This window comes from Klebsiella sp. SYXHC3 (genome assembly GCF_057196925.1).
Window position 1 is genome coordinate 79,595 of record NZ_JBXUNG010000010.1, and the last position, 21,735, is coordinate 101,329.

A 21,735-nucleotide genomic window follows, 5' to 3' on the forward strand; every position below is an offset into this window, starting at 1 on the left:
CGGCAAACGAAGGAATCCCAGACAGCCTGGTGGGTTTCCTCAAATCAGTTGGCGTTGTAGCAAGGCGGCAAACGAGTAAGTCCCGGGAAGCTTACTGGAGTAAGTGACCCGGGCGAGCGAGCGCAGCCAACAACGCTGCAGCGGCAAATGAGAAGAGGAAACAATGAATTATCACCAGTATTACCCCGTCGACATCGTCAACGGCCCCGGCACCCGCTGCACCCTGTTTGTCTCCGGATGCGTCCACGAGTGCCCCGGCTGCTACAACAAAAGCACCTGGCGGGTAAATTCCGGTATGCCGTTCACAACCGGGATGGCCGACCGCATCATTGCCGACCTCAACGATACCCGCATTAAACGCCAGGGGCTTTCACTCTCCGGCGGCGATCCGCTGCATCCGCAAAACGTCGCGGAGATCCTCAATCTGGTGCAGCGCGTACGCGCCGAATGCCCCGGTAAAGATATCTGGGTCTGGACGGGCTATAAGATTGACGAACTGAACGCCGAGCAGATGGAAGTCGTGAACCTGATTAACGTGCTGGTCGACGGTAAGTTTGTGCAGGATTTAAAAGACCCGGCGCTTATCTGGCGCGGCAGCAGCAACCAGGTCGTGCATCATTTGCGTTAATCCCCTCCGTCAGCCTCTCAAAACCGGCTGACGCACTCCATCGCCACCGTTTTAAACTCATCGAAGCTACGGGTCGCGGCAAGGCGGCTCATGGCGCGCTCGCGCAGGAAAGTCACGAAAATATCGTAGATCGCCATCGCCTCTTCATACTCGCTCTTGCTGATAGCGAGCAGGAAGATGATATGGGCGGTTTCGTCGCCCCAGGCGATACCCTGCGGGGCGATCACGGTATAGACCACCGTCTTTTTCGCTAACAGGCCGAGGGCGTGCGGCAGCGCAATACCGTCGCCCAGCATGGTGCTGACAATCGCTTCACGCTCGACCACCGAATCATGAAACTCCGCATCGACGAAGCCTTCCTGCTGCAGCTGCTGACACAGCTCGGCGAACAGCGTTTGCTGATCTATCGGCTTATCGATCACCCGGAAGTGGGCGGCATCGAAGTATTTATTCAACATCCACGGACGGGTGCGATCCACCAGCACCAGCTTGCCAATCTGATCTAACTGGTAATCGGTGGGGAACGGCGCGATGGTCACCACCGGTTTGTCTTTTTCGCCGATCCGTACCGTTGAGATGACAAAATCCTCATCGATCGCCTCCCGCTGCTCATATTCACGCTGGGAAATGGTAGCGGCGATCGCCAACTGCGGATATTTACGCTGCAGGATCGCTTCGATCATCCGCACCATCGCATTACTGGTATCGCACACCAGCAGTACGTGCGGCTGGCGCTGGTAGCCGATGTTGTAGTGGCGTTCCAGCCCGACGCCAATATGCAGCACCAGAAAGCCGATTTCGTTTTCGCTGATGGTATAAGGCGTGTATTTGCCCCAGCTCGATACCGCGGCGAGTGTCATATCCCATGCCATCGGATAGTGCTGTTTGATGTTATCGAGCAGCGGATTGGGGATCATTATCTGATAGCGCACGCGGGTGATCATGGTTTTAATGTGGGTCAGCAGATCGGCGTGCAGCTGGGCGTCGTCCAGCAGGTTGTAGTTATACTGACTGTTGATGTAACGCAGAATGTAATTGACCAGCGCTTCGTCATCGTCGGCGCTGATGGTTTCGGGATCAACATCCTGTACCTGACGGGCGGCGATATGCACGCACAGCCACTCTTCCTCGGCGGGCGAGAAGGGTTTTCCGGCCAACCGCTGTAGCTCCCCCGCCAAATCGCGCGCCGCGTCGCGGACGTTTTGCGCCACATCTTCGGCGCTAAAATCGGCCAGCGGGTAGCCTTCACTCACGCGGCGTACCACAACCGCGCCGTACAGGCAGATAAAGCGCTCGCCGACATCGGTGAGGCGAATATGATGCCGGGTGAGCGTCTCCTGCAGCACCGGTTCCAGTTGCGCAGGAACATCCGCTTCCAGCGCCTCGGCGCTAATCAGCGGATTAATGCCGCCCTGCAGCGTCAGCTCCCACAGTAAATCGGTCAGGCAGGCGCGAATCGATACCTCGCTGCCGAACAGCTTCATGCCGTGGCGCGGGCGGGTTTCAAGAGTCAACTGATAACGCTGGAAGCGCTCGCGCACCTCGACCATATCATTTTGCAGCGTGGCGCGGCTGACGAACCACTCATCGGCCAGATCTTCCAGCTTGATGGAGAACGCCGAGGTCAGGAAACGCACCAGCAAAAAGTGGATGCGCTCCTGGGCGGTACGCGGCACGTGCTGCGTCTTCGGCGCCGTCTCCTCCAGCGCCTGAAAACGCGATCGGTCGTCAATCTTCAGTTGATAACCGCTACCGCGGTTGAGCGTAAACTGCGCGCCATACTGCGCCAACAGCGCATTCAGCGCGGTGATATCGGCGCGCACGGTACGGGTAGAAACCGACAGCCGCTGCGCCAGTTCATCCTGCGGCAGCGTTTCATTTCGCAGCAGGGTGAAGAGTTGCGCTAAGCGTTGGTTGGGAAATCGCATGTCAGTTCCTTGTTGTTACGGCTCAGGGTTGGGCGGATATCACCATCTGCGATGGGCTACCGACCGGCGTGTAGTCTGGGGCAAAGGTTAATTTGCCATCCTTCGGCGCCACGCTAAAACGGGTAATATTATCGCTACGCTGGTTCATGACGTACAGCCACTGCCCCTGATTATCCAGCGTCAGCGTACGGGGGTAATCCCCACGGGTCCAGATATCCTCCTGGTGGCTCAGGCTGCCGTCAGCCAGCACGCTAAAGTGGGCAATGCTGTTATGCAGGCGGTTGGCGACATATAGCTGTTTGCCATCGTTGCTCAACACCAGGCCCGCGGCAAAGCTGGTGCCCTTATACTCTTTCGGCAGCGCGGAGACGGTTTTGCCTTCGCGCAGCAGGCCGCTTTGCTTATCAAGATGATAGAAGGTCAGCGTCGACGCTTCTTCGTTAATCAGCCACAGACCGTCGCCCTTTGGCGTAAAGACGAAGTGGCGCGGGCCGGCTCCCGGCGATGAGGCGGCGATAAACGGCGGATCGTTCGGCGTCAGCTTACCGCTGGCGCTATCCAGCCGGTACTGATAGATCCGATCCAGCCCGAGATCGGTGGAGTAAACAAACTTCCCACTGGGATCCGCGGCGATCATATGGGCGTGAGGGCCATTGTGATCGCTAATGGCAAAGCTGCCCTCGACGGCCGCCGCCGGACGTTCGGCGCCGGCCGGACCTTCATCCTGATGCACATCCACCGCCTCGCCCAGGCTACCATCTTCTTTCACCGGTAGCACGGCGGTGCTGCCGCTAACATAGTTGGCCACCAACAGATATTTACCATCCGGCGTCAGGGAGAGATACACCGGCCCGGCGCCGCCGGAGGCAACCTGGTTGAGTTCCGTCAGCTCGCCGTTCTTGTCAATTCGCCACGCCTGCACCACGCCTTTTTCGACTTCACTGGCGGCATACAGCGTTTTGCCATCGCGCGATACGGTTAACTGCGCGACGTTCGGCAACGAGCTCACCAGCGCCTTATCGCGCAGAGCGCCGGTTTTGGCATCGACGGTAAAGCGATACAGACCTTCGCCATTAGGATTATAGGTACCAATCCAGGCGTAGTGGGTTTGCGCGGCGGCGCCGGCGGCAAGCAAAGACAGTGAAGCAACAAGCAGGTGACGAGCGGTTGGCATAGTAACTCCTTGATGGTTCGGTGGGATAAGTTGCCCCTCACCCTTTGAGGGTGAGGGGCAAGGCACTACTTCACTAACTGTTTGGTCATCTCCAGCAACTGGCGCACATCGGCCGGGCGGGTGTTGCCGCTGGCTTTATCGATAATCGAGCTGTAAATATGCGGGATGATTTTACTCACGCCGGCATCCAGGGCGATTTTCAGGATCTCGCTGTAGTTTTCCAGATCGATACCGCCGGTCGGTTCCAGCCAGAAATCGTGCGCGGCGCAGGCTTTGGCGACGGCTTCAAACTCGGCGCGGTGCTTCAGGCCGCCCATCGGGAAGTATTTGATAGAGCTGCCGCCCATATCTTTTAACAGCGCGATGGCGGTTTCCAGCGGAACAATCCCATCCGCCGCGCCGCTGCTCAGCGGGCCGGTTGAGATCTTCACCATTCCCGGCGTGCCGGTCGGCGAGACCAGGCCATTCACCACGGTCTCATTCTGCCCGAGCAGCGCGCGGCTGGTAGCCACGCCGGTGAAGACCTGGTTGACGTGCTGCGGCTGCACCTGGCGAGAAATCTCGCTCACCATCGCCGACTGGTTTGGATCGCCTGCGCCCAGCCCGACGGAGAGCGCGTTATCAATCAGCTTCGCGTATTCACGCATATCGGCCACCGCGCTGGCGACGTCCGGATAGTTTTTGGAGAGCACGCCGACCAGTACGTGACCTTCCGCCGCCTCGTAAATTTCACGGGCGTTGTCTTTGCTGCCCGCCAGTACGTTCAGGCACACGCGGTCACGGTAAAAGTTTGGGGTCAGTTTCATGCTTTTTTCTCCTTATTCAGAACTTCTGCGATGCGGCGAGCGACCACCTCCAGCTGCTGCGCGTTCACGCTGCGGACATCGGCTTCGATAATGCCTTCATTCGCTTTATAGCCGCGGAAGTAAATGGCGTATTCGCCCTGCTTCAGGGCGTTAACCAGATCGCCGGTATTCACGCCGGTGGTCGCTTCATCAAATTTAATTTCGGCGCGGGCGATATCACGGCCCGCGCTATCCCACACCACCCGCGCGGTCACGCCGTTGAGAGTGTTGAGCTGTTCGATAAACGGCGTCATCTTGTCCACCATCTGCTGGCCGCTCTCTTTGGTCGCCGTCAGGTAGTGTTCAATGGCGCAGGTCAGCCCGAGAATGCCCTCTTTACCCACTTTCATCGCCCGGCCAATCCCCATCGACTGGCGCTTAACCCACTCAACGTACTGCGTTTTGCCGATGACCAGCCCGCTGGTCGGCCCTTCAATCGCTTTCGCGCCGCTGTAGATAACCAGGTCGGCGCCCATGCGGTAGTAGCACTGCAAATCTTCTTCCGCCGCCGCATCGACGATCAGCGGCAAGTTATGCTGGCGCGCCACTTCCGCGGCCTGCGCGACGTTAAGCATGCTTTTTTGCACACAGTGGTGGGATTTGATGTACAGAATCGCCGCGGTGCGCGGAGTGATCGCCGCCGCCAGCTGTTGGGCAGAACATTCGTTGGCGTAGCCCGCTTCCACCAGCTTACCGCCGCCCAGCGCCACCATGGTGCCAACCGGCGCGCCGAAGTTGACGTTGTGGCCCTTCGGCAACACGATTTCGTTATTTTCAATCGGGGTAACGTGCAGGTTTTCCAGCAGCCAGTCGCTGTCTTTCACCAGCACCGCCGCGACCGACTGGGCAATCCCCGCCGACGCGCAGGAGACAACGGTCGCCCCTTCCACATCCAGCAGTTTGGCGATGTACTCGCCGGTTTTATTCACCAGGTCTTTCATTTCAAAGTACTGGTTCATACCGGCCATCGCGGCTTCAACCACTTCCGGGCGCGGCGTGGAAACGCCCAGCGCCGTCATTCGGCCAGAAGTGTTAATAACTTGTTTTAAATGGTATTTCTCAAAAATCGAAGGCATGTTCCGCGCTCCCTTGTTCGGTCAGATAGCCCTTGCCCGCGCGAATCGCGGCCAGCGGCACCAGAATGTTGTCAGCCTGCAGGCTCTCTTTTTCGGCATCCACCAGCAACGTGGGCTGATGCTGCAGGTTAAATAGCGTTAAATCGGCATCGAAGCCCACTTCCAGGCGCCCTTTACGCGTCAGGCGCAGCCCCTCGGCGGCGCTGACGGTCACGCAGTCAATGACCTGCGGCAGGGTCATGCCGATGGCGAGGAATTTCGACATCACCAGCGCCAGCGAGCGCACCGGGCCGTCGATACGGTTACGGCAGTAAATATCGGAGCTAATGGTGTGCGGCAGAATGCCCATCGCAATCGCCCGCCGCGCCACTTCAAAGCTGAAACTGGCGGTACCGTGGCCGACATCGAGGCGCACGCCGCGCTGCAGAGCGCGAGTAATGGAGCTGCGCAGCTCGCCGGCAGGATTAAGAATACGGTTCGGCTTGCCGTTATAGCAGTGGGTAATGATGTCGCCACTGCTCAGCAGATCGGCGATTTCATCGAGGTTCGGCGGGTTATTGCCGATGTGCACCATCAACGGCAGATCGCCGTTTTCCTGCTGAATGGCTTTGGCGCGCGCCAGCGGCGTAATGCCGTTTTCGCCGACGACGCTGCTGCTCATCCGCGCCTTCAGGCCGACGATAAAATCAGGATGACGTTGCACCGCCTGCTTCACCGCGGCGGCGTCGATATTAGCCATATTCGCCAGCTCATTCTGCGCAATCAGCCCGACGCGGGAGATATTGAGCAACGCATAAACTTCCGTCGCCGCTTTACGGGTCAGTTGATAGAAGTCATCGACGTCGTCGGCGCCGGTGCTGCCGGCATCAATCACGGTGGTGACGCCGGTGGCGATGCCGACGCTATCCGGCTCATCGTGATAAATTGGTGAATTCGGGTAGCAGTGAACGTGAGAGTCAATCCAGCCAGCGCTGACGTAAACCTTGCCGTTCAGCTCGATGGTTTTACGGGAGGGCGCGCTAATCTCGCCCAGCGCCGCGATTTTCCCGTCCTGGATGGCGATATCAGTCAGGGTATCGTCGACGAGGCGCGCACGGCGCAGGAGTAAATCAAACATAGCTATCTCCTGATGAAAGAGTGAATCTGTTGCCGGATGGCGGCGTACCGCCTTATCCGGCCTACAAATCGCGCTGACTTGCAGGCCCGATAAGCGCGGCGCCATCGGGCGATTAGCTAATCGCAATCGGGAAGATGGAACCGAGGATCATCGCGCCGAGGATGGCGCCGCCGGTGATCGGTTTCTGCCAGATGTAGAACAGCAGTGCGCCAACCAAAGAACCAATCCCGATAGGAATAGACGCCGTCATCGCACTGAGGATGATCAAGGGGCCGAGGAAGCGGCCGGAGGCGTTACCGGCCCCCATCATCACGTCGGCGCCGTAGGTGGAGTCGCTCTGGTTGATGGTGAACTTACGCGCCAGAATGATGATGTAGCCGACTGCCAGGCCGAGGATCAGGCCGGTTGCCAGCGACGCGGCGAAGTTCGCCACCGGGAAGACAAAGCCCGCGCCGAGCAGCAGCGCCGGTACGCCGAGGCCGATACCGGTCTGAATGGCGCCGCCGATATCCAGAATCCCCACCAGCGAACCTTCGATGATGCGGGCGAACAGGAAGCTTGCGCCGAATGCCGCCACCGCGCCGTACGCGCCGGTATCAATCCCTGCCTTCAACATCGCCACGAAGGCCACTTCGTTAAAGGCGCCGATGCCGTACAGATAGTACATGTGCGTCCCGGCGAAGACGCCGGAGGAGAGTAGGCCAACGAAGATCGGGAACGACCAGTCGGCATACCAAAAACCTTTATTCTGTTCCATTATCAGGCTCCCGTTACTTGCCGCTGAGTGAGTTGTGGATCATGTCCAGCCAGTTCGGCACGGTCAGATGGAAGGATTCGAGCATCTTCATGTCGAAGCCGCGGAAGAAGCCGCTGAGGACGAACAACGCGACAATGGCAATCATCATCACTTTGGTTACCCGGTTCCAGCCGCTCTCTTCTACGCCTTTACCGATCAGGATCCCCAGTACCAGACCCGGTACGGCGTTCCCCATAATCAGCTGCGCCGCGCCGCCGAAAATCGTCGCCCAGAAGCCTGATTTCTTACCGGCATCGATAGCCGCCAGCCAGAAAATCACCGGCATCACGGTGTTCACCAGCAGGTTTGCCGCCGGAACCAATACCTTAACGGCGGTGACCTGCAGCGCTTCCGGTACGGAAGAGGCGGTCAGGTTAAGGAAGGCGACGACGATCATGCCGATGATGCCGCAGGCAATGGCCATTTTTTTCGGATCGTGTAGCGTTTCGCCAACGTTACGATTTTTCACCATCAACGCCGCCGCGCCCCAGTTCGGGATAATGCGGTGGTCAACGTCCTGGGTGAAGGAGCCTGCTGCAACGGAAGAGGCCCAGGCGTTAAAGAAGAAGCCGAGACCAAAAGAGAAGTGAGAAGCCGGATCGCCTTCGCAGGAATTCAGCTCGCCCAAGGTACGAAACGCCCCCATCCCTTGCGTGGTGGGCGCGTGAAACATGCGTGCCGCTCCGGCGCCCACGCCGACGCCGACCAGGCCGCCGATGATGAGCGATTTTATTAAAATTATCAGGAACATAGTCTGACCCTTTGGTAACAATCAGGTTTGCGTGACGAAATCCACTTTATCGAGATCGATGGCGGTCACGTTGACGGTGACGTCCAGCTCCACGCTGTAGGTCCGTCGTTCACGGCGCAAAAAGATGAACAGAAACGCCTCTTTTCGTACCGCTTCGCGCGCATGAACAACCGTCACGTCCTGTGGCTCAATACGCAGTAGGATGCGCGATGATGATTTCATCACCGCAGCCTGCACATGGTTAAGGGCATCGGCGAAGGCCCGTGATTTGCTTTCGCCTTTGCCTGCAACCCTCACCGTGGTGGTGAATTGCTCTTTCATACTTATGCGCCGTATTTCTTTTTCCAGGCTTCAACCAGGCGCTCGCCCAGCTCTTCTTTATCCATGAAGCCGAAGCCCAGCACGTTGCAGCCTTCGTTGATGGCGGTGACGCCCTCTTCAATAGAACGCATGCCGTATTTTGCTTTGTAACCGTACTTGGTCTGTGCGGTGATGGCGCCTGCGCCGCCGCTACCGCAGAAGGAGATGCCGAAAGAGGCGTTTTCCGCTTTCATCATGTCGCCAAGTTTCATATCTGCAGCAACGCCAGGGACGACCACTGCACGTGCGCCGGCTTTTTCTGCGCCTGCCGCGACTTTTTGTCCTTTACCCAGACGGTCGCCAATAACTACGGTGATTTGTTCCATGTTTTGCTCCTTACAGGTTTTCTTTTGCGACTTCGAAGTGGACGGACAACAACCAGGCCTCTTCATCAGGCAGGTTGCCGAACTGTGCGACCACTTCGCGGGCCAGCATCATTGAATCTTCAGAAATTTCTTCGAACAGACTGGCATCCACTTCCGGTAGCGGTTCGCCGCTGATTGACCGGTGGGCCATGGCCCGCACGTGGGAAGTCAGCATTTGCTCCTGAACGTCGTTAGGGACGATGTCGTGATGGCTTAACAGGGCGAATACCTGCTGTAACATCTTGTCAGCCAGGCGTTCGGTCTGCGCCGCCTGCTCCCCTACGTCGTTTATTACCGCTCCGTTATTCACTTGTGTTACCCCGCTGATGTCTCTGGAATCCAAAGTAGCGCCGGGGGTCAGGAGTTTGTAGCGAGTTGTTTTCCACTTCGAAGTGGAAAGGGAGAAGGCTTAGGTGATCGACTCCACATATTCGCCGGATAAATGTAAAAACAGGCGATATGACGTGATGCGCATCACAACAATGAGCGAGGTTTAGCGGAAAACGACCGCAGAAAGACCGGAAAAAGAAAAGGGAAAAATGTGATACAGGTAGGCTTTTAGGCGGGAGACATCGGCTGACGCCTCCCGAAAATGGCGATTAGCGATACTTCTTATGGTAAGTATTGCGGGTAGTTTTGAAGTCCTCCGCGGCAGCCTGCGCCTCTTTCAGCTTACCAGCGTCAGCTAACTTCAGCGCGCCGTCGATCTGGCCGACCAGCGTTTCCAGACCGTGGCGGAAATCTTTCATCTCCGGGCTATCGGCCGCTTTGCCTTCCAGTTTTGGCGGCGTCTCTTTCTGCGCGTCAACCGCAGCGGTGCGCATCTTATTCAGCGCCGCTTTCAGCTCGCCAATGTCAGAGGTTTTTTGTACCACCTGCAGGTTTTCCGCAAGGGTGTCCATGTCTTCGCCAAGGTCGGCGAACGCCGATGCCGAACCGAGCGCAAAAGCAGAGACGGCCAGCATCGCTAACAGTTTTTTACGCATTGCTCACTTCCTTTTTATTATGAAGATATCAAGCGGGCGCGGCAGGACGCGCCCGGCACACAGGTCATTGACCGGCGATTTTCATCTCCGGCAGCAGCACGGAACCACACTGAATATTGCTGCGCGTTTCGATATCGTCGCCGACGGTGACAATATTACGCCACATTTCTTTCAGATTTCCGGCGATGGTGATCTCACTGACCGGATACTGAATCTCGCCGTTTTCTACCCAGAAACCGGATGCGCCGCGCGAGTAGTCGCCGGTCACGCCACTGACACCCTGCCCCATCAATTCGGTGACCACAAGCCCGGTGCCCATCTCTTTAAGCATCTTTGCAAAACTCAGGCCGCGGCCGTTGATGCGCCAGTTATGGATACCGCCGGCGTGGCCGGTGCTTTTCATACCCAACTTGCGCGCGGAGTAGTTAGTCAGCAGCCACTGGGTCAGCACGCCGTCTTTGATGATGTCGCGACGTTCGGTGCGCACGCCTTCGCTGTCGAACGGCGTGGAGGCCAGCCCCTTCAGCAGATGCGGGTGTTCTTCGATGGTCAGCCACTCCGGCAGGATCTGTTTGCCGAGGGAGTCGAGCAGGAAGGTCGATTTACGGTAGACCGCGCCGCCGGCAATCGCCCCGACCAGGTGGCCAAACAGCCCGGTGGCCACTTCGTTGGCGAAGATAACCGGCGCTTTCATCGTCGACAGCTTACGCGGCGCCAGGCGCGACAAAGTGCGACGGGCGCATTCGTTGCCGACCCACTCCGGGGTCTGTAAGTCGCCAAGAGCGCGGCCAATGGTGTAGGCATAGTCGCGTTCCATATCGCCGTTTTCTTCGGCAATCACGCAGCTGGAGAGCGAGTGGCGAGTCGAACAGTAGCTCTGGAGCATGCCATAGCTGTTACCGAAAACTTTAATTCCATAGTGGCTGTTGAAGCTGCCGCCTTCGGTATTGGTAATGCGTTTGTCGGCCTGCAGGGCGGCCTGCTCGGCGCGGGCGGCCAGCTCGATGGCTTCATCCGGAGAGACCTCCGCCGGATGGAACAGGTCCAGATCCGGGGCGTCAAAGGCCAGCAGTTCTTTATCCGCCACGCCGGCAAACGGGTCCGGCGAGGTGTAACGCGCGATATCCAGCGCCGCCTGCACGGTACGGGCGATAGCGTCCGGGCTCAGGTCGGTCGACGAGGCGCTGCCTTTACGGTTTTGATGATAAACGGTGATGCCCAGCGCGCCGTCGCTATTGAATTCAACATTCTCCACCTCACCGTAGCGGGTGCTGACGCCGATGCCGGTGGTCTTGCTGACGGAGACTTCCGCACCGTCGGATTTGCCTGCCGCCAGTTCCAGTGCCGTACTAACGGCTTCTTCCAGCGTCTTACGCTGCTGTGCAACTTGAGAGATGACTTTCATTGCTAATGCCATAATGTAAGAAGGAGTTAACTGAAGTCTAACAGAGAACCGTTTTTCAGTGCGCGCCTTAACTGGTAACATTAGCCTCTTTTTTAAGGAGCCTGAGATGACAAAGCAGCCCGAAGACTGGCTCGACGACGTGCCCGGTGATGACGTTGAAGATGAAGATGATGAAATTATCTGGGTCAGCAAGAGTGAAATTAAGCGCGATGCGGAAGAACTGAAGCGTCTTGGCGCGGAAATGGTAGACCTTGGTAAGAACGCGCTGGATAAGCTGCCGCTCGATACCGACCTGCGCGACGCCATTGAACTCGCCCAGCGTATCAAGAAAGAAGGGCGCCGCCGCCAGCTGCAGCTGATTGGTAAAATGCTGCGTAACCGCGACGTCGATCCGATTCGCCAGGCGCTGGATAAGCTGAAGAACCGTCACAACCAGCAGGTTGCGCTGTTCCATAAGCTTGAACAAATCCGCGATCGCCTGATTGATAATGGCGATGATGCGGTCGCAGAAGTATTGAACCTGTGGCCAGACGCTGACCGTCAGCAGCTGCGCTCACTGATTCGCAATGCCAAGAAAGAGAAAGAAGGCAACAAGCCGCCGAAATCCGCGCGCCTGATCTTCCAGTATCTGCGCGAACTGGCCGAAAACGAAGGCTAGTCCCCACGCTAACCGCCATCTCCCGGATGGCGGCGCGTTGCGCCTTATCCGGGCTACGGTCCATGCCATTTCGAGCAGAAGATCTTTACCTCTGTCCCCATAGCTACTGAAACTGCCGGTCGTGGTGGCCTCAAAATCGCTGAGACGTTCCCGGAAGGCCGGGGCAGCCCGCATGGATGCGGGCTGAGGGCCGTGTTTTGCACGGACGCTACCTCGGCCCGACCCGAAGCCTGCAGGGATAAGTCGAAGGCACCACGAAGTGGCGATTTTGGCGGCCAGAGCCCGGGAGTACAGAGGGCGGCGGCGACTGGCCGCCCTCTGTGCGCTCCCTGCGCCATGAGAGACATAACGCAGAAGAAATATCGGGAGCGCAATCTGCTCTGAATTAATACAAAACAACGGTTTTTCCCGGACCAAAACAGTTGCAAACCGATAACTATATCTACTGTCCGGTATCCGGTGGCTAGCTCCGGTCAGCGCAGCGCAAACCTTACCCCATCACCTCTCGCCCTAAATCGCGGGCAAACTGCTGATACTGCGCCGCATCGATCGGCTGCGGATAGCTCAACACCAGCAGTTCATGATCGTCGATCCCTTGATGATAGGTCGGATGGCGGTGCGCCCAGGCATTGGCATGGAATCCCATCGACTGATAAAAGCGCAGCCGTTTATGGGCGATTTCGCTGGTGAGCGGATCGATTTCCAGAATGGTCAGCGGCGCGCGCGTCAGGATCTGCGCCAGCAGCTGTTTGCCATAACCGCGCGAACGCAGGGTGTCGTCAATCGCCAGATGTTCGATATAGCTATAACCGGCAAACTGCCAGCAGCCGCTCAGGCCAATAAATCCCCCGTCATCAAACCACGCTTCCAACGCATAGTGCGGGTTGCTCAGCGCCTGAAGTTTGGCGTCGCTTTCGCGCTGTTCGTGCCACGGAAAGGCGCGGGCGTACAGCGCGTCAAGCGTGGCGAAATGGGGCGAGTCGGTAGAAAGTACTCTTTCACAGGTCAGCATCACACAATCCCTGGTGGCAAAAACAAAACTGCCCTCACGCGGAGGGCAGTAACCGGAGGCGTTCGCGCTTATTCTGCCGCGACCGCTTTTTGCGCCAGTTTATCCAGCAGCTTCTGATGAATGCCGCCGAAGCCGCCGTTGCTCATCACCAGAATATGGTCACCCGGATGCGCGGTTTTCACGATCATGTCCACCAGCGTATCGACGTCGGCGCTCCAGTGCGCCGGCTGTACGCAGGCTTCCGCCACTTCCGCCACCTGCCACGGGATATGCTGCGGCTGTAACAGGAAGACTTCATCGGCGCGGCCGAGAGACGGCGCCAGATCGTCTTTGCAGACACCCATTTTCATGGTGTTGGAACGCGGCTCCAGCACCGCCAGAATACGCGCGGTGCCGCCGACTTTGCCGCGCAGCGCCTGCAGCGTCGCGAGAATGGCCGTCGGATGGTGGGCAAAATCGTCGTAAACGGTCACGCCGTTGGCTTCGCCGCGTAGTTCAAGGCGACGTCGGGCGTTGATAAAGCTGCCCAGCGCGTTAGCGGCATCCGCCGGCACCACGCCGACATGACGCGCCGCGGCAATCGCCATCAGGCCGTTGTGCATATTATGCTCGCCGACCAGCGCCCAGTTCACTTCGCCGACTTTTTCGCCGTCGAGCAGGACTTCCCACTGCGAGGCATCGGCGTTGAGTTTCTTCGCCTGCCAGTGGCCCTGTTCGCCCACCAGCTCCTGTTCGCTCCAGCAGCCCATCGCCATCACCTGCTTCAGGTTGATGTCGCTCTCCGGCAGAATAATTTTGCCTTTGCCCGGCACGATGCGCACCAGGTGGTGGAACTGTTTCTGAATCGCTTTCAGGTCGTCAAAGATATCCGCATGGTCAAACTCAAGGTTATTGAGGATCAGCGTGCGCGGGCAGTAGTGAACGAACTTGGAACGCTTGTCGAAGAAGGCGCAGTCATATTCGTCGGCTTCAATCACGAAGAACGGGCTGTCGCCCAGGCGTGCGGAAACATCGAAGTTCCCCGGTACGCCGCCGATAACGAAGCCCGGCTTATAGCCGCAGGCTTCGAGGATCCACGTCGCCATGCCGGCGGTGGTGGTTTTACCGTGAGTACCGGCGACGGCCAGCACCCAGCGGTCGCGCAGAACAAAGTCGTGCAGCCACTGCGGGCCGGACATGTACGGAATGTTGTTTTCCAGTACCGCTTCGACGCACGGATTACCGCGGGTCATAGCGTTGCCGATAATCACCAGATCCGGCTGCGGGTCCAGTTGGCTGGCGTCATAGCCCTGAATCAGATCGATGCCCTGGTTTTCCAGCAGGGTGCTCATTGGCGGATAAACGTTAGCATCCGAGCCGGTTACTTGATGCCCGAGGGAACGTGCCAGCATTGCCAGCCCCCCCATAAACGTGCCACAGATTCCTAAAATATGAATGCGCATTCGTTACTTCCCTCATTAATCTGACCCGCATTTTACCCATATGTAGGCCCCCTGAGAAATGCATTTCAGGCAAATCTGCATTTGCTGGCGCGATTCACCTGTGCGCAGTTTTTTTATTATTTGTTAAGATTGTTGCGTTCGTTTTACTCAACATAAAAATGCAGGGAACGAGTTATGAAAACGTTAGGTGAATTTATTGTCGAAAAGCAGCACGAGTTCTCCCACGCTACCGGTGAGCTGACTGCTTTGTTGTCGGCAATAAAATTGGGCGCCAAGATCATCCACCGCGATATCAATAAGGCCGGTCTGGTCGATATCCTGGGTGCCAGCGGTGCGGAAAACGTTCAGGGTGAAGTTCAGCAGAAGCTGGACCTGTTCGCGAATGAAAAATTAAAAGCTGCACTGCGCGCACGTGATATCGTCGCCGGTATCGCCTCGGAAGAAGAAGATGAAATCGTGGTCTTCGAAGGGTGCGAACACGCCAAATACGTTGTGCTGATGGATCCGCTGGATGGCTCCTCCAACATTGACGTTAACGTCTCCGTGGGGACTATCTTCTCTATCTACCGCCGCGTCACGCCGGTCGGTACGCCGGTCACCGAAGAAGACTTCCTGCAGCCGGGTAACAAACAGGTTGCCGCGGGTTATGTGGTTTACGGCTCCTCCACCATGCTGGTCTACACCACCGGCTGCGGCGTGCACGCCTTTACCTACGACCCGTCACTCGGCGTCTTCTGCCTGAGCCAGGAGCGGATGCGCTTCCCGGAGAAAGGCAAAACCTACTCCATCAACGAAGGTAACTACATCAAGTTCCCGATGGGCGTGAAGAAATACATCAAGTACTGTCAGGAAGAAGATAAAGAGACCCAGCGCCCGTACACCTCGCGCTATATCGGTTCTCTGGTGGCCGACTTCCACCGTAACCTGCTGAAAGGCGGCATCTACCTGTATCCGAGCACCGCCAGCCACCCGCAAGGGAAACTGCGTTTATTGTACGAATGCAACCCGATGGCGATGCTGGCGGAACAGGCGGGCGGCAAAGCCAGCGATGGTAAAGAGCGTATTCTCGATATCATCCCGGAAAGCCTGCACCAGCGCCGTTCGTTCTTCGTCGGCAACGACCACATGGTAGAAGACGTCGAGAACTTCATTAAAGAGTTCCCGGACGCTTAATTTCTACCTTCCCTTCCCGCCCTGCGGGAAGGGAGTTCCCTGTCAGCGATTCACCGCCCCACCCACGCGAGTCACCGCCGCATTCTGGCGATTTTCCCACAGCACCGTCAGCCCGCGCTGCAGCGCAATGAAGATAAACAGCAGGATGCCGATGGCAATCTTCGTCCACCATGAACTGAGCGTACCGTCAAAGTTGATGTAGGTCTGAATAAGCCCCTGAATCGCCACGCCGAACAGCGTCCCCAGTACCGTTCCGACGCCACCGCTAAGCAGCGTGCCGCCTATCACCACCGAAGCGATAGCATCCAGTTCCACGCCGACGCCCGCCAGCGCGTAGCCCGCCTGGGTGTAGATAGAGAAGACGATGCCGGCAAGCGTCGCCAGACCGGTCGACAACATATAGATGCGAATGGTGGTGCTACGCGTCGAAATGCCCATCAAATTGGCCGACGTGGCGTTGCCGCCGATAGCATAAACCTGGTTGCCAAAGCGGGTACGATGGGCGAGGAAAATTCCCAGCACCACCACCAGCAGCATCAGCAGCCCCATCGCGCTCAGGCGGCCGCCGCCGGGGATGGTCCACGCCAGCCCGGACAGAGTGTCATACAGCGGATGGTTAATAGGAATCGACTCTTCCGAGACCAGATAGCTCACGCCGCGCAGGAAAAACATACCGGCGAGGGTGATGATAAATGCCGGAATTTTCAGCGCATCGATCAGCAATCCCATAAACGCGCCGAAGGCGCAGCCCATGGCCAGTACCAGCGGAAAGGCCAGCAGCGGCGAGATCCCCCAAAAGCCGATCGCTTTGGCAAGAAACACGCCGGTGAAGGCAATCACCGACCCGACCGACAGATCGATACCGCCGCTGAGGATCACGAAGGTCATGCCGACGGCGATGATCCCAAGGAAAGCGTTATCGGTCAGGATATTGCAAATCACCCGCGTCGAAGCAAAACCCGGAAACTGGGTCAGGCAGTAGAGATAGCCCAGCACGAATACCGCGAGGGTGATCATCAAAGGTAAATTACGTTTTATCACGGCCGCGTACCCCTTTCAGTAGACCGATAAAGCGCGGCGACTGAACGATCAGTACGCACAGCACCACCACCGCTTTCACCACCTGGTTGAGCTCCGGCGGGAAACCGGAGAGTAAAATCCCGGTGTTCATCCCCTGGATAATCAATGCCCCCACCACCGACAGCAGCAGATTGAAGCGCCCGCCCATCAGCGAACCGCCGCCGATCACCACCGCCAGGATGGCGTCCAGCTCCAGCCACAATCCGGCGTTGTTGGCGTCGGCGCCGCGGATATCCGCCGCGACGATAATGCCGGCAATCGCCGCGCAAATACCGCTTAGTACATAGGCCAGCATCACCACGATGCGGGTATTCACCCCGGCATTCTTTGCCGCACGGATATTGATCCCCACCGCCTCAATAAACATGCCGAGCGCCGTTTCGCGGGTAAACAGCCAGAACAGCAGCAGCGTTGCGACGGCGATAATCACCGGCGTCGGTAGCAACAGCAGCGATCCGCTGCCGAGCCAGGAAAGCGCCGGTGAATCAAAGGTGACTATCTGCCCGGAGGTAATCAGCTGCGCGACGCCGCGCCCGGCGACCATCAGGATAAGCGTGGCCACAAAAGGCTGGATCTTCAGCACGGCCACCAGAATGCCGTTCCACAGGCCGGCCAGCGCGCCTGCGCCCAATGCGGCGAGCAGCACCACCGGCAGGCTGTGCCCGGCGACGGTCATTGAGGCGGCGGTCGCCCCGGCGATAGCCATTACCGCACCGACCGACAGATCGATGCCGCCGGTGGCGATGACCAGCGTCATGCCAATCGCCAGCAGCGCCACCGGCGCCGCGCGGTTGAGAATGTCAATCGGGCTGCCAAACAGCCGCCCATCCTGCAGCAGCACCTGGAAGAAATGCGGCGCCACCAGGCTATCCACCGCTAATACCAGCAGGAGAGCGATAATTTGCGGCATCCCTTTCGGCCAGCTAAAGCGCCGTTTTGGCTGTCCGCTTTGTGGTACGGTTCTGGGCATCATGCTGGGCTCCTTATGCCGCAATCGCGTTCATGATCGCCGGGACCGATAGCTCGGCAAGCGGGATTTCCGCCACCTGCTGGCGATCGCGCATGATGATCACCCGGTCGGCGTAGCCCACCAGCTCTTCCAGTTCGGAGGAGATAACCAGCAGCGCCAGGCCATCGGCGCAGAGGGTTTCTATCAGGCGAATAATCTCGGCGTGGGCGCCGACATCGATACCGCGCGTCGGCTCATCGAGGATCAGGAACTGGGGTTTGGTCAGCAGCCAGCGCGACAGCAATACCTTCTGCTGGTTGCCGCCGGAGAGAAATTCGATCGGTTGTTCAGCGCTGGGAGTGCGAATGCCTAGCTGGCGAATAAAGCGTTCGGCGATCTCATGCTGTTCACGGCGCGGGATCGGCCGCAGCCAGCCGCGCTGCGCCTGCAGCGCCAGCACGATATTTTCCCGCACCGAAGCAGCGGCGATGATGCCGTCGGTTTTACGATCTTCCGGACAGAAGCCAATGCCGAGGCAGGAAGCCTGATGCGGCGAGCGCAGCGTTTGCGGCTTGCCCTTGATCCACGCTTTACCGCTGTCGGCAGGCTTGATGCCAAAAATGACCTCCGCCGTTTCGGTGCGCCCGGATCCCAACAGCCCGGCCAGGCCGACGATCTCGCCTGGCCGCACCTGCAGAGTAAACGGCGCAATCGTGCCCTTCTTGCCAAAATCTTCAAATGCCGCCACCGGCTTATCGCTAAGCAGCGTGCGCCCGGCGCGCTGCAGCGCCTGATGGTCCAGCTCGCGCCCCAGCATCATTTTGACCAGGTCGATTTGCGGCAGCTCGCGGGTCTCCCGACAGCCGACGAAACTGCCATTGCGCAGCACGGTAATACGGTCGCTGACGGCATAGACCTGGTCGAGAAAGTGGGTCACGAAAATCAGGCTGACGCCGTTATCGCGCAGCTGGCGCATCAGGGTGAACAGCATCTCCACTTCCTGAGTGTCCAGGCTGGCGGTCGGTTCATCGAGGATTAATACTTTCGCCGACAGGTCGATGGCCCGGCAGATGGCGACGATTTGCTGCATCGCCACCGAAAAACGGTTCAGCGGTTCGCGCACGTCGAGCGAGAAGCCGTAAGAGGCCATCAGCGCGGTAGCGCGTTTTTCCATCTCTTTGCGCCGCAGCAGACCAAAGCGCTTCGGCTCGCGGCCAATAAACAGGTTATCCGCCACCGACATATTTGGCAGCAGGTTAACTTCCTGGTAAACGGTGCCGATACCCAACTGCTGAGCGTGGGCGGTGTTTTTCGGCGATATTTGCTGCCCTTCCAGCCAAATCGCCCCGCGTTCGGCATGGTACACACCGGTGAGCGCTTTTATCAGCGTCGATTTTCCGGCGCCGTTTTCGCCCAACAGGGCCATGATTTCGCCGCGCCGTAGGCTGAAATTAACGTTATCCAGCGCTTTGACGCCGGGAAAGAATTTGCTTAATCCTTCGGTGCGGAGGATTTCCTGATGTTGGTCGGTGGTCATGATTCCCCCTGCATCACGCCGGATGGCGCTACGCTTATCCGGCCTACAAAAGAGCGCAATGTAGGCCGGGCAAACGTAGCGCCCCCGGCATTTTCATGAAGGCTTAGTAGCCCATATTTTTCTTCTTCTCTAACTCTTCTTTTGCCGTATCCGGCAGGTAGAGGGTCGATTTGGTGATGGTCAGCTTCTCAGGCAGGGTGCCGTCTTTTTTGTATTTTTCCAGCGCATCAAACGCCGGACCGGCCATATTCGGCGTCAGCTCGACGCTGGCATTCGCCTCGCCGGCAATCATCGCTTTATAAATATCCGGCACGCCGTCGATAGAACCGGTGAGGATATCTTTGCCCGGCTTCAGCCCGGCCTCTTTGATGGCCTGAATCGCGCCGATGACCATGTCATCGTTATGGGCGTAGACCATGCAGATGTTCTTGCCGTTATTCTCCGCTTTGATAAAGCTCTCCATCACCTCTTTCCCCTTACTGCGGGTGAAGTCGCCGGACTGCGAGCGGATAATCTTGATGTTGGACGCTTTGGCAATCGCCTCGGCGAAGCCTTTCTTACGATCGATAGCGACGCTGGCGCCCACGGTGCCCTGGAGCTCCACGACGTTACACGGCTTGCCATCGACGGTTTTCACCAACCAGTCGCCAATCAGTTGGCCTTCCAGCACGTTGTTGGCGGTGACGGTGGTCATATACAGCGACTTATCTTTAACGTCGATCGAACGGTCGAGGAGGAACACCGGGATATTGGCCTCTTTCGCTTCTTTTAGCACCGGCTCCCAGCCGGTCGCCACCACCGGCGCGATAAAGATCGCGTCCACGCCCTGGGCAATGAATGAGCGCACGGCTTTAATCTGGTTTTCCTGTTTTTGCTGACCATCGGCAATCTTCAGGGTGATGCCACGCTTCGCCGCTTCTTCCTTAGCAACATTCGTTTCGGCCGCGCGCCAGCCCGATTCAGAGCCGACCTGCGAAAATCCTACGGTCAGGTTGGCGGCCATCGCCATAGACGACATAGCTGCCGAAACCGCGGTGACGAGAAGTAAGCGCTTCCACATAAGATGTTCCTCGTAGGGTTATTGTTGGTTAAATGCTCACCTGCGAACAAACTATAGACAATCCGTTATGTAACTGAATGCGTTACATCACACTTCGAAAAAGTAAATAAAATGTTAATTGGTGCGATTTGTCTGAGCTGAGCGGCGATAAGGCTTCCCGCCCAACGGCATGCCCTGCGCTAATGACGAAAATTTGCCTTCTGGATAACCGCCGCTCGCAACATTGAAAACGGTTACACAAAATTATTCAGAATGTAGCTATCTTTATGGATTTTAGGGTTATCTGATGAGGAGAAATTCAGACGCTTCCCCCCATAGTCTGGCAAAAAGAAGCGAAGACATTCGATGTGAGTTGGCTATAATACCGGGCACTTGTTTGCCAAACATTTTTAAAGGAAACAGACATGAGCTTACTCAACGTACCTGCGGGCAAAGAGCTGCCGGAAGACATCTACGTCGTTATCGAAATCCCAGCTAACGCAGACCCAATCAAATACGAAGTTGACAAAGAGAGCGGCGCACTGTTCGTTGACCGTTTCATGTCCACTGCGATGTTCTATCCGTGCAACTACGGCTACATCAACCACACCCTGTCCCTGGACGGCGACCCGGTTGACGTGCTGGTCCCGACTCCGTACCCGCTGCAACCAGGCTCAGTTATCCGCTGCCGTCCGGTTGGCGTACTGAAAATGACCGACGAATCCGGTGAAGATGCCAAGCTGGTTGCGGTACCGCACACCAAGCTGAGCAAAGAATACGATCACATCAAAGATGTGAACGACCTGCCGGAACTGCTGAAAGCCCAGATCACTCACTTCTTCGAGCACTACAAAGATCTGGAAAAAGGCAAGTGGGTTAAAGTCGACGGTTGGGACAACGCTGAAGCGGCTAAAGCTGAAATCGTTGCTTCCTTCGAGCGCGCTAAACAGAAGTAATTCTGTTTAGCCAGCATAAAAAACACCGCCTCCGGGCGGTGTTTTTGTATGGGCCTGTTCTGGTTTCAGACGGCCAAAAAACAACGCCACCCGAAGGTGGCGTTGCCGTTTTCAATTACTGGTCTCTGTCCAACCAGTTTCCGCTCTCAATCTGCGCAAACCCCTCGACGGAGCGCTGGTAGACATACATCCACGCGCTGCCGTAAGGCGTTTGGATCAGATGGCGCGCGTATTCACCGCCCTTGGTGCGCAGCGCATCCAGCTCGGCCAGCGTCGATGCGTCGATACGATACACTTCACCATGTACTGTGCCCTCGCCCGGCACCGCGCCTGGATAGTGGCCCAGGCTGTACAGCTGATAATCGTCGACACTATGAGCGCCCAGCAACTGGGCGTTGGTCATCCAGTGGCTGTTGCCTTGTTTGCGTCGTAAACTGCCGTAAACAAATATTCGCATT

General features: G+C 57.5%; 23 protein-coding genes. 4 read left to right on the plus strand and 19 right to left on the minus strand.

The features are described 5' to 3' along the window. Positions 1-163: 163 nt before the first annotated feature. On the plus strand, positions 164-628 hold the full coding sequence (nrdG, locus tag AC2CGP_RS20265) for an anaerobic ribonucleoside-triphosphate reductase-activating protein (RefSeq protein ID WP_015368567.1): 465 nt from the start codon (positions 164-166) through the stop codon (positions 626-628). Positions 629-645: 17 nt separating this feature from the next. On the opposite strand, the gene AC2CGP_RS20270 is transcribed toward nrdG, so the two are convergent. The 12 genes from AC2CGP_RS20270 to pmbA all read right to left on the minus strand — a co-directional run bounded on the left by AC2CGP_RS20270 (position 646) and on the right by pmbA (position 11,443). Continuing rightward, the gene (locus AC2CGP_RS20270; protein WP_032715485.1) at positions 646-2,556 is read right to left on the minus strand and encodes a BglG family transcription antiterminator; all 1,911 of its coding nucleotides are present in this window, start codon (positions 2,554-2,556) and stop codon (positions 646-648) included. Between the two features lie 22 nt (positions 2,557-2,578). Then, a complete protein-coding gene (locus tag AC2CGP_RS20275) occupies positions 2,579-3,730 on the minus strand; it encodes a lactonase family protein (RefSeq protein WP_015368569.1) in 1,152 nt (383 codons plus the stop codon). A 65-nt stretch (positions 3,731-3,795) separates the two neighbouring features. Continuing rightward, positions 3,796-4,536: a 2-dehydro-3-deoxy-phosphogluconate aldolase gene (dagF, locus tag AC2CGP_RS20280; RefSeq protein WP_015368570.1), complete on the minus strand. Its 741-nt coding sequence runs from the start codon at positions 4,534-4,536 to the stop codon at positions 3,796-3,798. Further along, positions 4,533-5,651, minus strand: a complete 1,119-nt coding sequence (locus AC2CGP_RS20285) for a DgaE family pyridoxal phosphate-dependent ammonia lyase (RefSeq protein ID WP_015368571.1) — start codon at positions 5,649-5,651, stop codon at positions 4,533-4,535. Before AC2CGP_RS20285 ends, dagF begins: the two co-directional genes overlap by 4 nt. Next, entirely contained in the window at positions 5,635-6,768 is a 1,134-nt protein-coding gene (locus AC2CGP_RS20290; protein WP_046883308.1) for an amidohydrolase/deacetylase family metallohydrolase, read from the minus strand. Before AC2CGP_RS20290 ends, AC2CGP_RS20285 begins: the two co-directional genes overlap by 17 nt. A gap of 112 nt (positions 6,769-6,880) precedes the next feature. Continuing rightward, positions 6,881-7,525: a DUF4310 family protein gene (locus tag AC2CGP_RS20295; RefSeq protein ID WP_015368573.1), complete on the minus strand. Its 645-nt coding sequence runs from the start codon at positions 7,523-7,525 to the stop codon at positions 6,881-6,883. Positions 7,526-7,538: 13 nt separating this feature from the next. Next, on the minus strand, positions 7,539-8,315 hold the full coding sequence (locus tag AC2CGP_RS20300; RefSeq protein WP_015368574.1) for a DUF4311 domain-containing protein: 777 nt from the start codon (positions 8,313-8,315) through the stop codon (positions 7,539-7,541). Between the two features lie 21 nt (positions 8,316-8,336). After that, complete coding sequence (locus tag AC2CGP_RS20305; protein ID WP_015368575.1) at positions 8,337-8,636, minus strand: DUF4312 family protein; 300 nt, start codon at positions 8,634-8,636, stop codon at positions 8,337-8,339. Positions 8,637-8,638: 2 nt separating this feature from the next. Continuing rightward, the gene (locus tag AC2CGP_RS20310) at positions 8,639-9,001 is read right to left on the minus strand and encodes an SFCGS family glycine-rich protein (protein ID WP_015368576.1); all 363 of its coding nucleotides are present in this window, start codon (positions 8,999-9,001) and stop codon (positions 8,639-8,641) included. A 10-nt stretch (positions 9,002-9,011) separates the two neighbouring features. Next, positions 9,012-9,350, minus strand: a complete 339-nt coding sequence (locus AC2CGP_RS20315) for a glycine dehydrogenase (protein ID WP_308953710.1) — start codon at positions 9,348-9,350, stop codon at positions 9,012-9,014. 289 nt (positions 9,351-9,639) lie between these two features. Further along, on the minus strand, positions 9,640-10,026 hold the full coding sequence (gene cybC, locus AC2CGP_RS20320; RefSeq protein ID WP_015368578.1) for a cytochrome b562: 387 nt from the start codon (positions 10,024-10,026) through the stop codon (positions 9,640-9,642). Between the two features lie 64 nt (positions 10,027-10,090). Continuing rightward, on the minus strand, positions 10,091-11,443 hold the full coding sequence (gene pmbA / locus AC2CGP_RS20325) for a metalloprotease PmbA (RefSeq protein ID WP_045360325.1): 1,353 nt from the start codon (positions 11,441-11,443) through the stop codon (positions 10,091-10,093). Positions 11,444-11,537: 94 nt separating this feature from the next. On the opposite strand from pmbA, the gene yjgA reads away from it, so the two are divergent. Next, positions 11,538-12,089: a ribosome biogenesis factor YjgA gene (gene yjgA, locus AC2CGP_RS20330; protein ID WP_015704200.1), complete on the plus strand. Its 552-nt coding sequence runs from the start codon at positions 11,538-11,540 to the stop codon at positions 12,087-12,089. 490 nt (positions 12,090-12,579) lie between these two features. Here the strand turns inward: yjgA and AC2CGP_RS20335 are convergent, their stop codons facing one another. Continuing rightward, positions 12,580-13,101: a GNAT family N-acetyltransferase gene (locus tag AC2CGP_RS20335; protein WP_015368581.1), complete on the minus strand. Its 522-nt coding sequence runs from the start codon at positions 13,099-13,101 to the stop codon at positions 12,580-12,582. A 68-nt stretch (positions 13,102-13,169) separates the two neighbouring features. Continuing rightward, entirely contained in the window at positions 13,170-14,543 is a 1,374-nt protein-coding gene (gene mpl / locus AC2CGP_RS20340; RefSeq protein WP_015368582.1) for a UDP-N-acetylmuramate:L-alanyl-gamma-D-glutamyl-meso-diaminopimelate ligase, read from the minus strand. A gap of 174 nt (positions 14,544-14,717) precedes the next feature. Here mpl and fbp point away from each other — a divergent pair, with 174 nt between their 5' ends. Further along, positions 14,718-15,716, plus strand: coding sequence for a class 1 fructose-bisphosphatase (gene fbp, locus AC2CGP_RS20345; RefSeq protein ID WP_015368583.1), 999 nt, complete (start codon positions 14,718-14,720; stop codon positions 15,714-15,716). Positions 15,717-15,758: 42 nt separating this feature from the next. Here fbp and yjfF read toward each other — a convergent pair whose 3' ends face one another. From yjfF to ytfQ, 4 genes are all read right to left on the minus strand, one after another. Continuing rightward, positions 15,759-16,757, minus strand: coding sequence for a galactofuranose ABC transporter, permease protein YjfF (gene yjfF / locus AC2CGP_RS20350; RefSeq protein WP_015368584.1), 999 nt, complete (start codon positions 16,755-16,757; stop codon positions 15,759-15,761). Further along, on the minus strand, positions 16,744-17,769 hold the full coding sequence (gene ytfT, locus AC2CGP_RS20355) for a galactofuranose ABC transporter, ATP-binding protein YtfT (protein ID WP_484502449.1): 1,026 nt from the start codon (positions 17,767-17,769) through the stop codon (positions 16,744-16,746). Before ytfT ends, yjfF begins: the two co-directional genes overlap by 14 nt. Positions 17,770-17,779: 10 nt before the next feature. Further along, positions 17,780-19,282: a galactofuranose ABC transporter, ATP-binding protein YtfR gene (ytfR, locus tag AC2CGP_RS20360; RefSeq protein ID WP_015704196.1), complete on the minus strand. Its 1,503-nt coding sequence runs from the start codon at positions 19,280-19,282 to the stop codon at positions 17,780-17,782. Positions 19,283-19,385: 103 nt separating this feature from the next. Continuing rightward, the gene (ytfQ, locus tag AC2CGP_RS20365) at positions 19,386-20,342 is read right to left on the minus strand and encodes a galactofuranose ABC transporter, galactofuranose-binding protein YtfQ (protein WP_020079801.1); all 957 of its coding nucleotides are present in this window, start codon (positions 20,340-20,342) and stop codon (positions 19,386-19,388) included. A gap of 404 nt (positions 20,343-20,746) precedes the next feature. On the opposite strand from ytfQ, the gene ppa reads away from it, so the two are divergent. Continuing rightward, on the plus strand, positions 20,747-21,277 hold the full coding sequence (ppa, locus tag AC2CGP_RS20370; RefSeq protein ID WP_015368588.1) for an inorganic diphosphatase: 531 nt from the start codon (positions 20,747-20,749) through the stop codon (positions 21,275-21,277). 115 nt (positions 21,278-21,392) lie between these two features. Here the strand turns inward: ppa and AC2CGP_RS20375 are convergent, their stop codons facing one another. Then, positions 21,393-21,734 (minus strand): gamma-glutamylcyclotransferase family protein, encoded by a 342-nt coding sequence (locus AC2CGP_RS20375; protein ID WP_015704194.1) that lies wholly within the window; start codon positions 21,732-21,734, stop codon positions 21,393-21,395. Position 21,735: the final 1 nt, after the last annotated feature.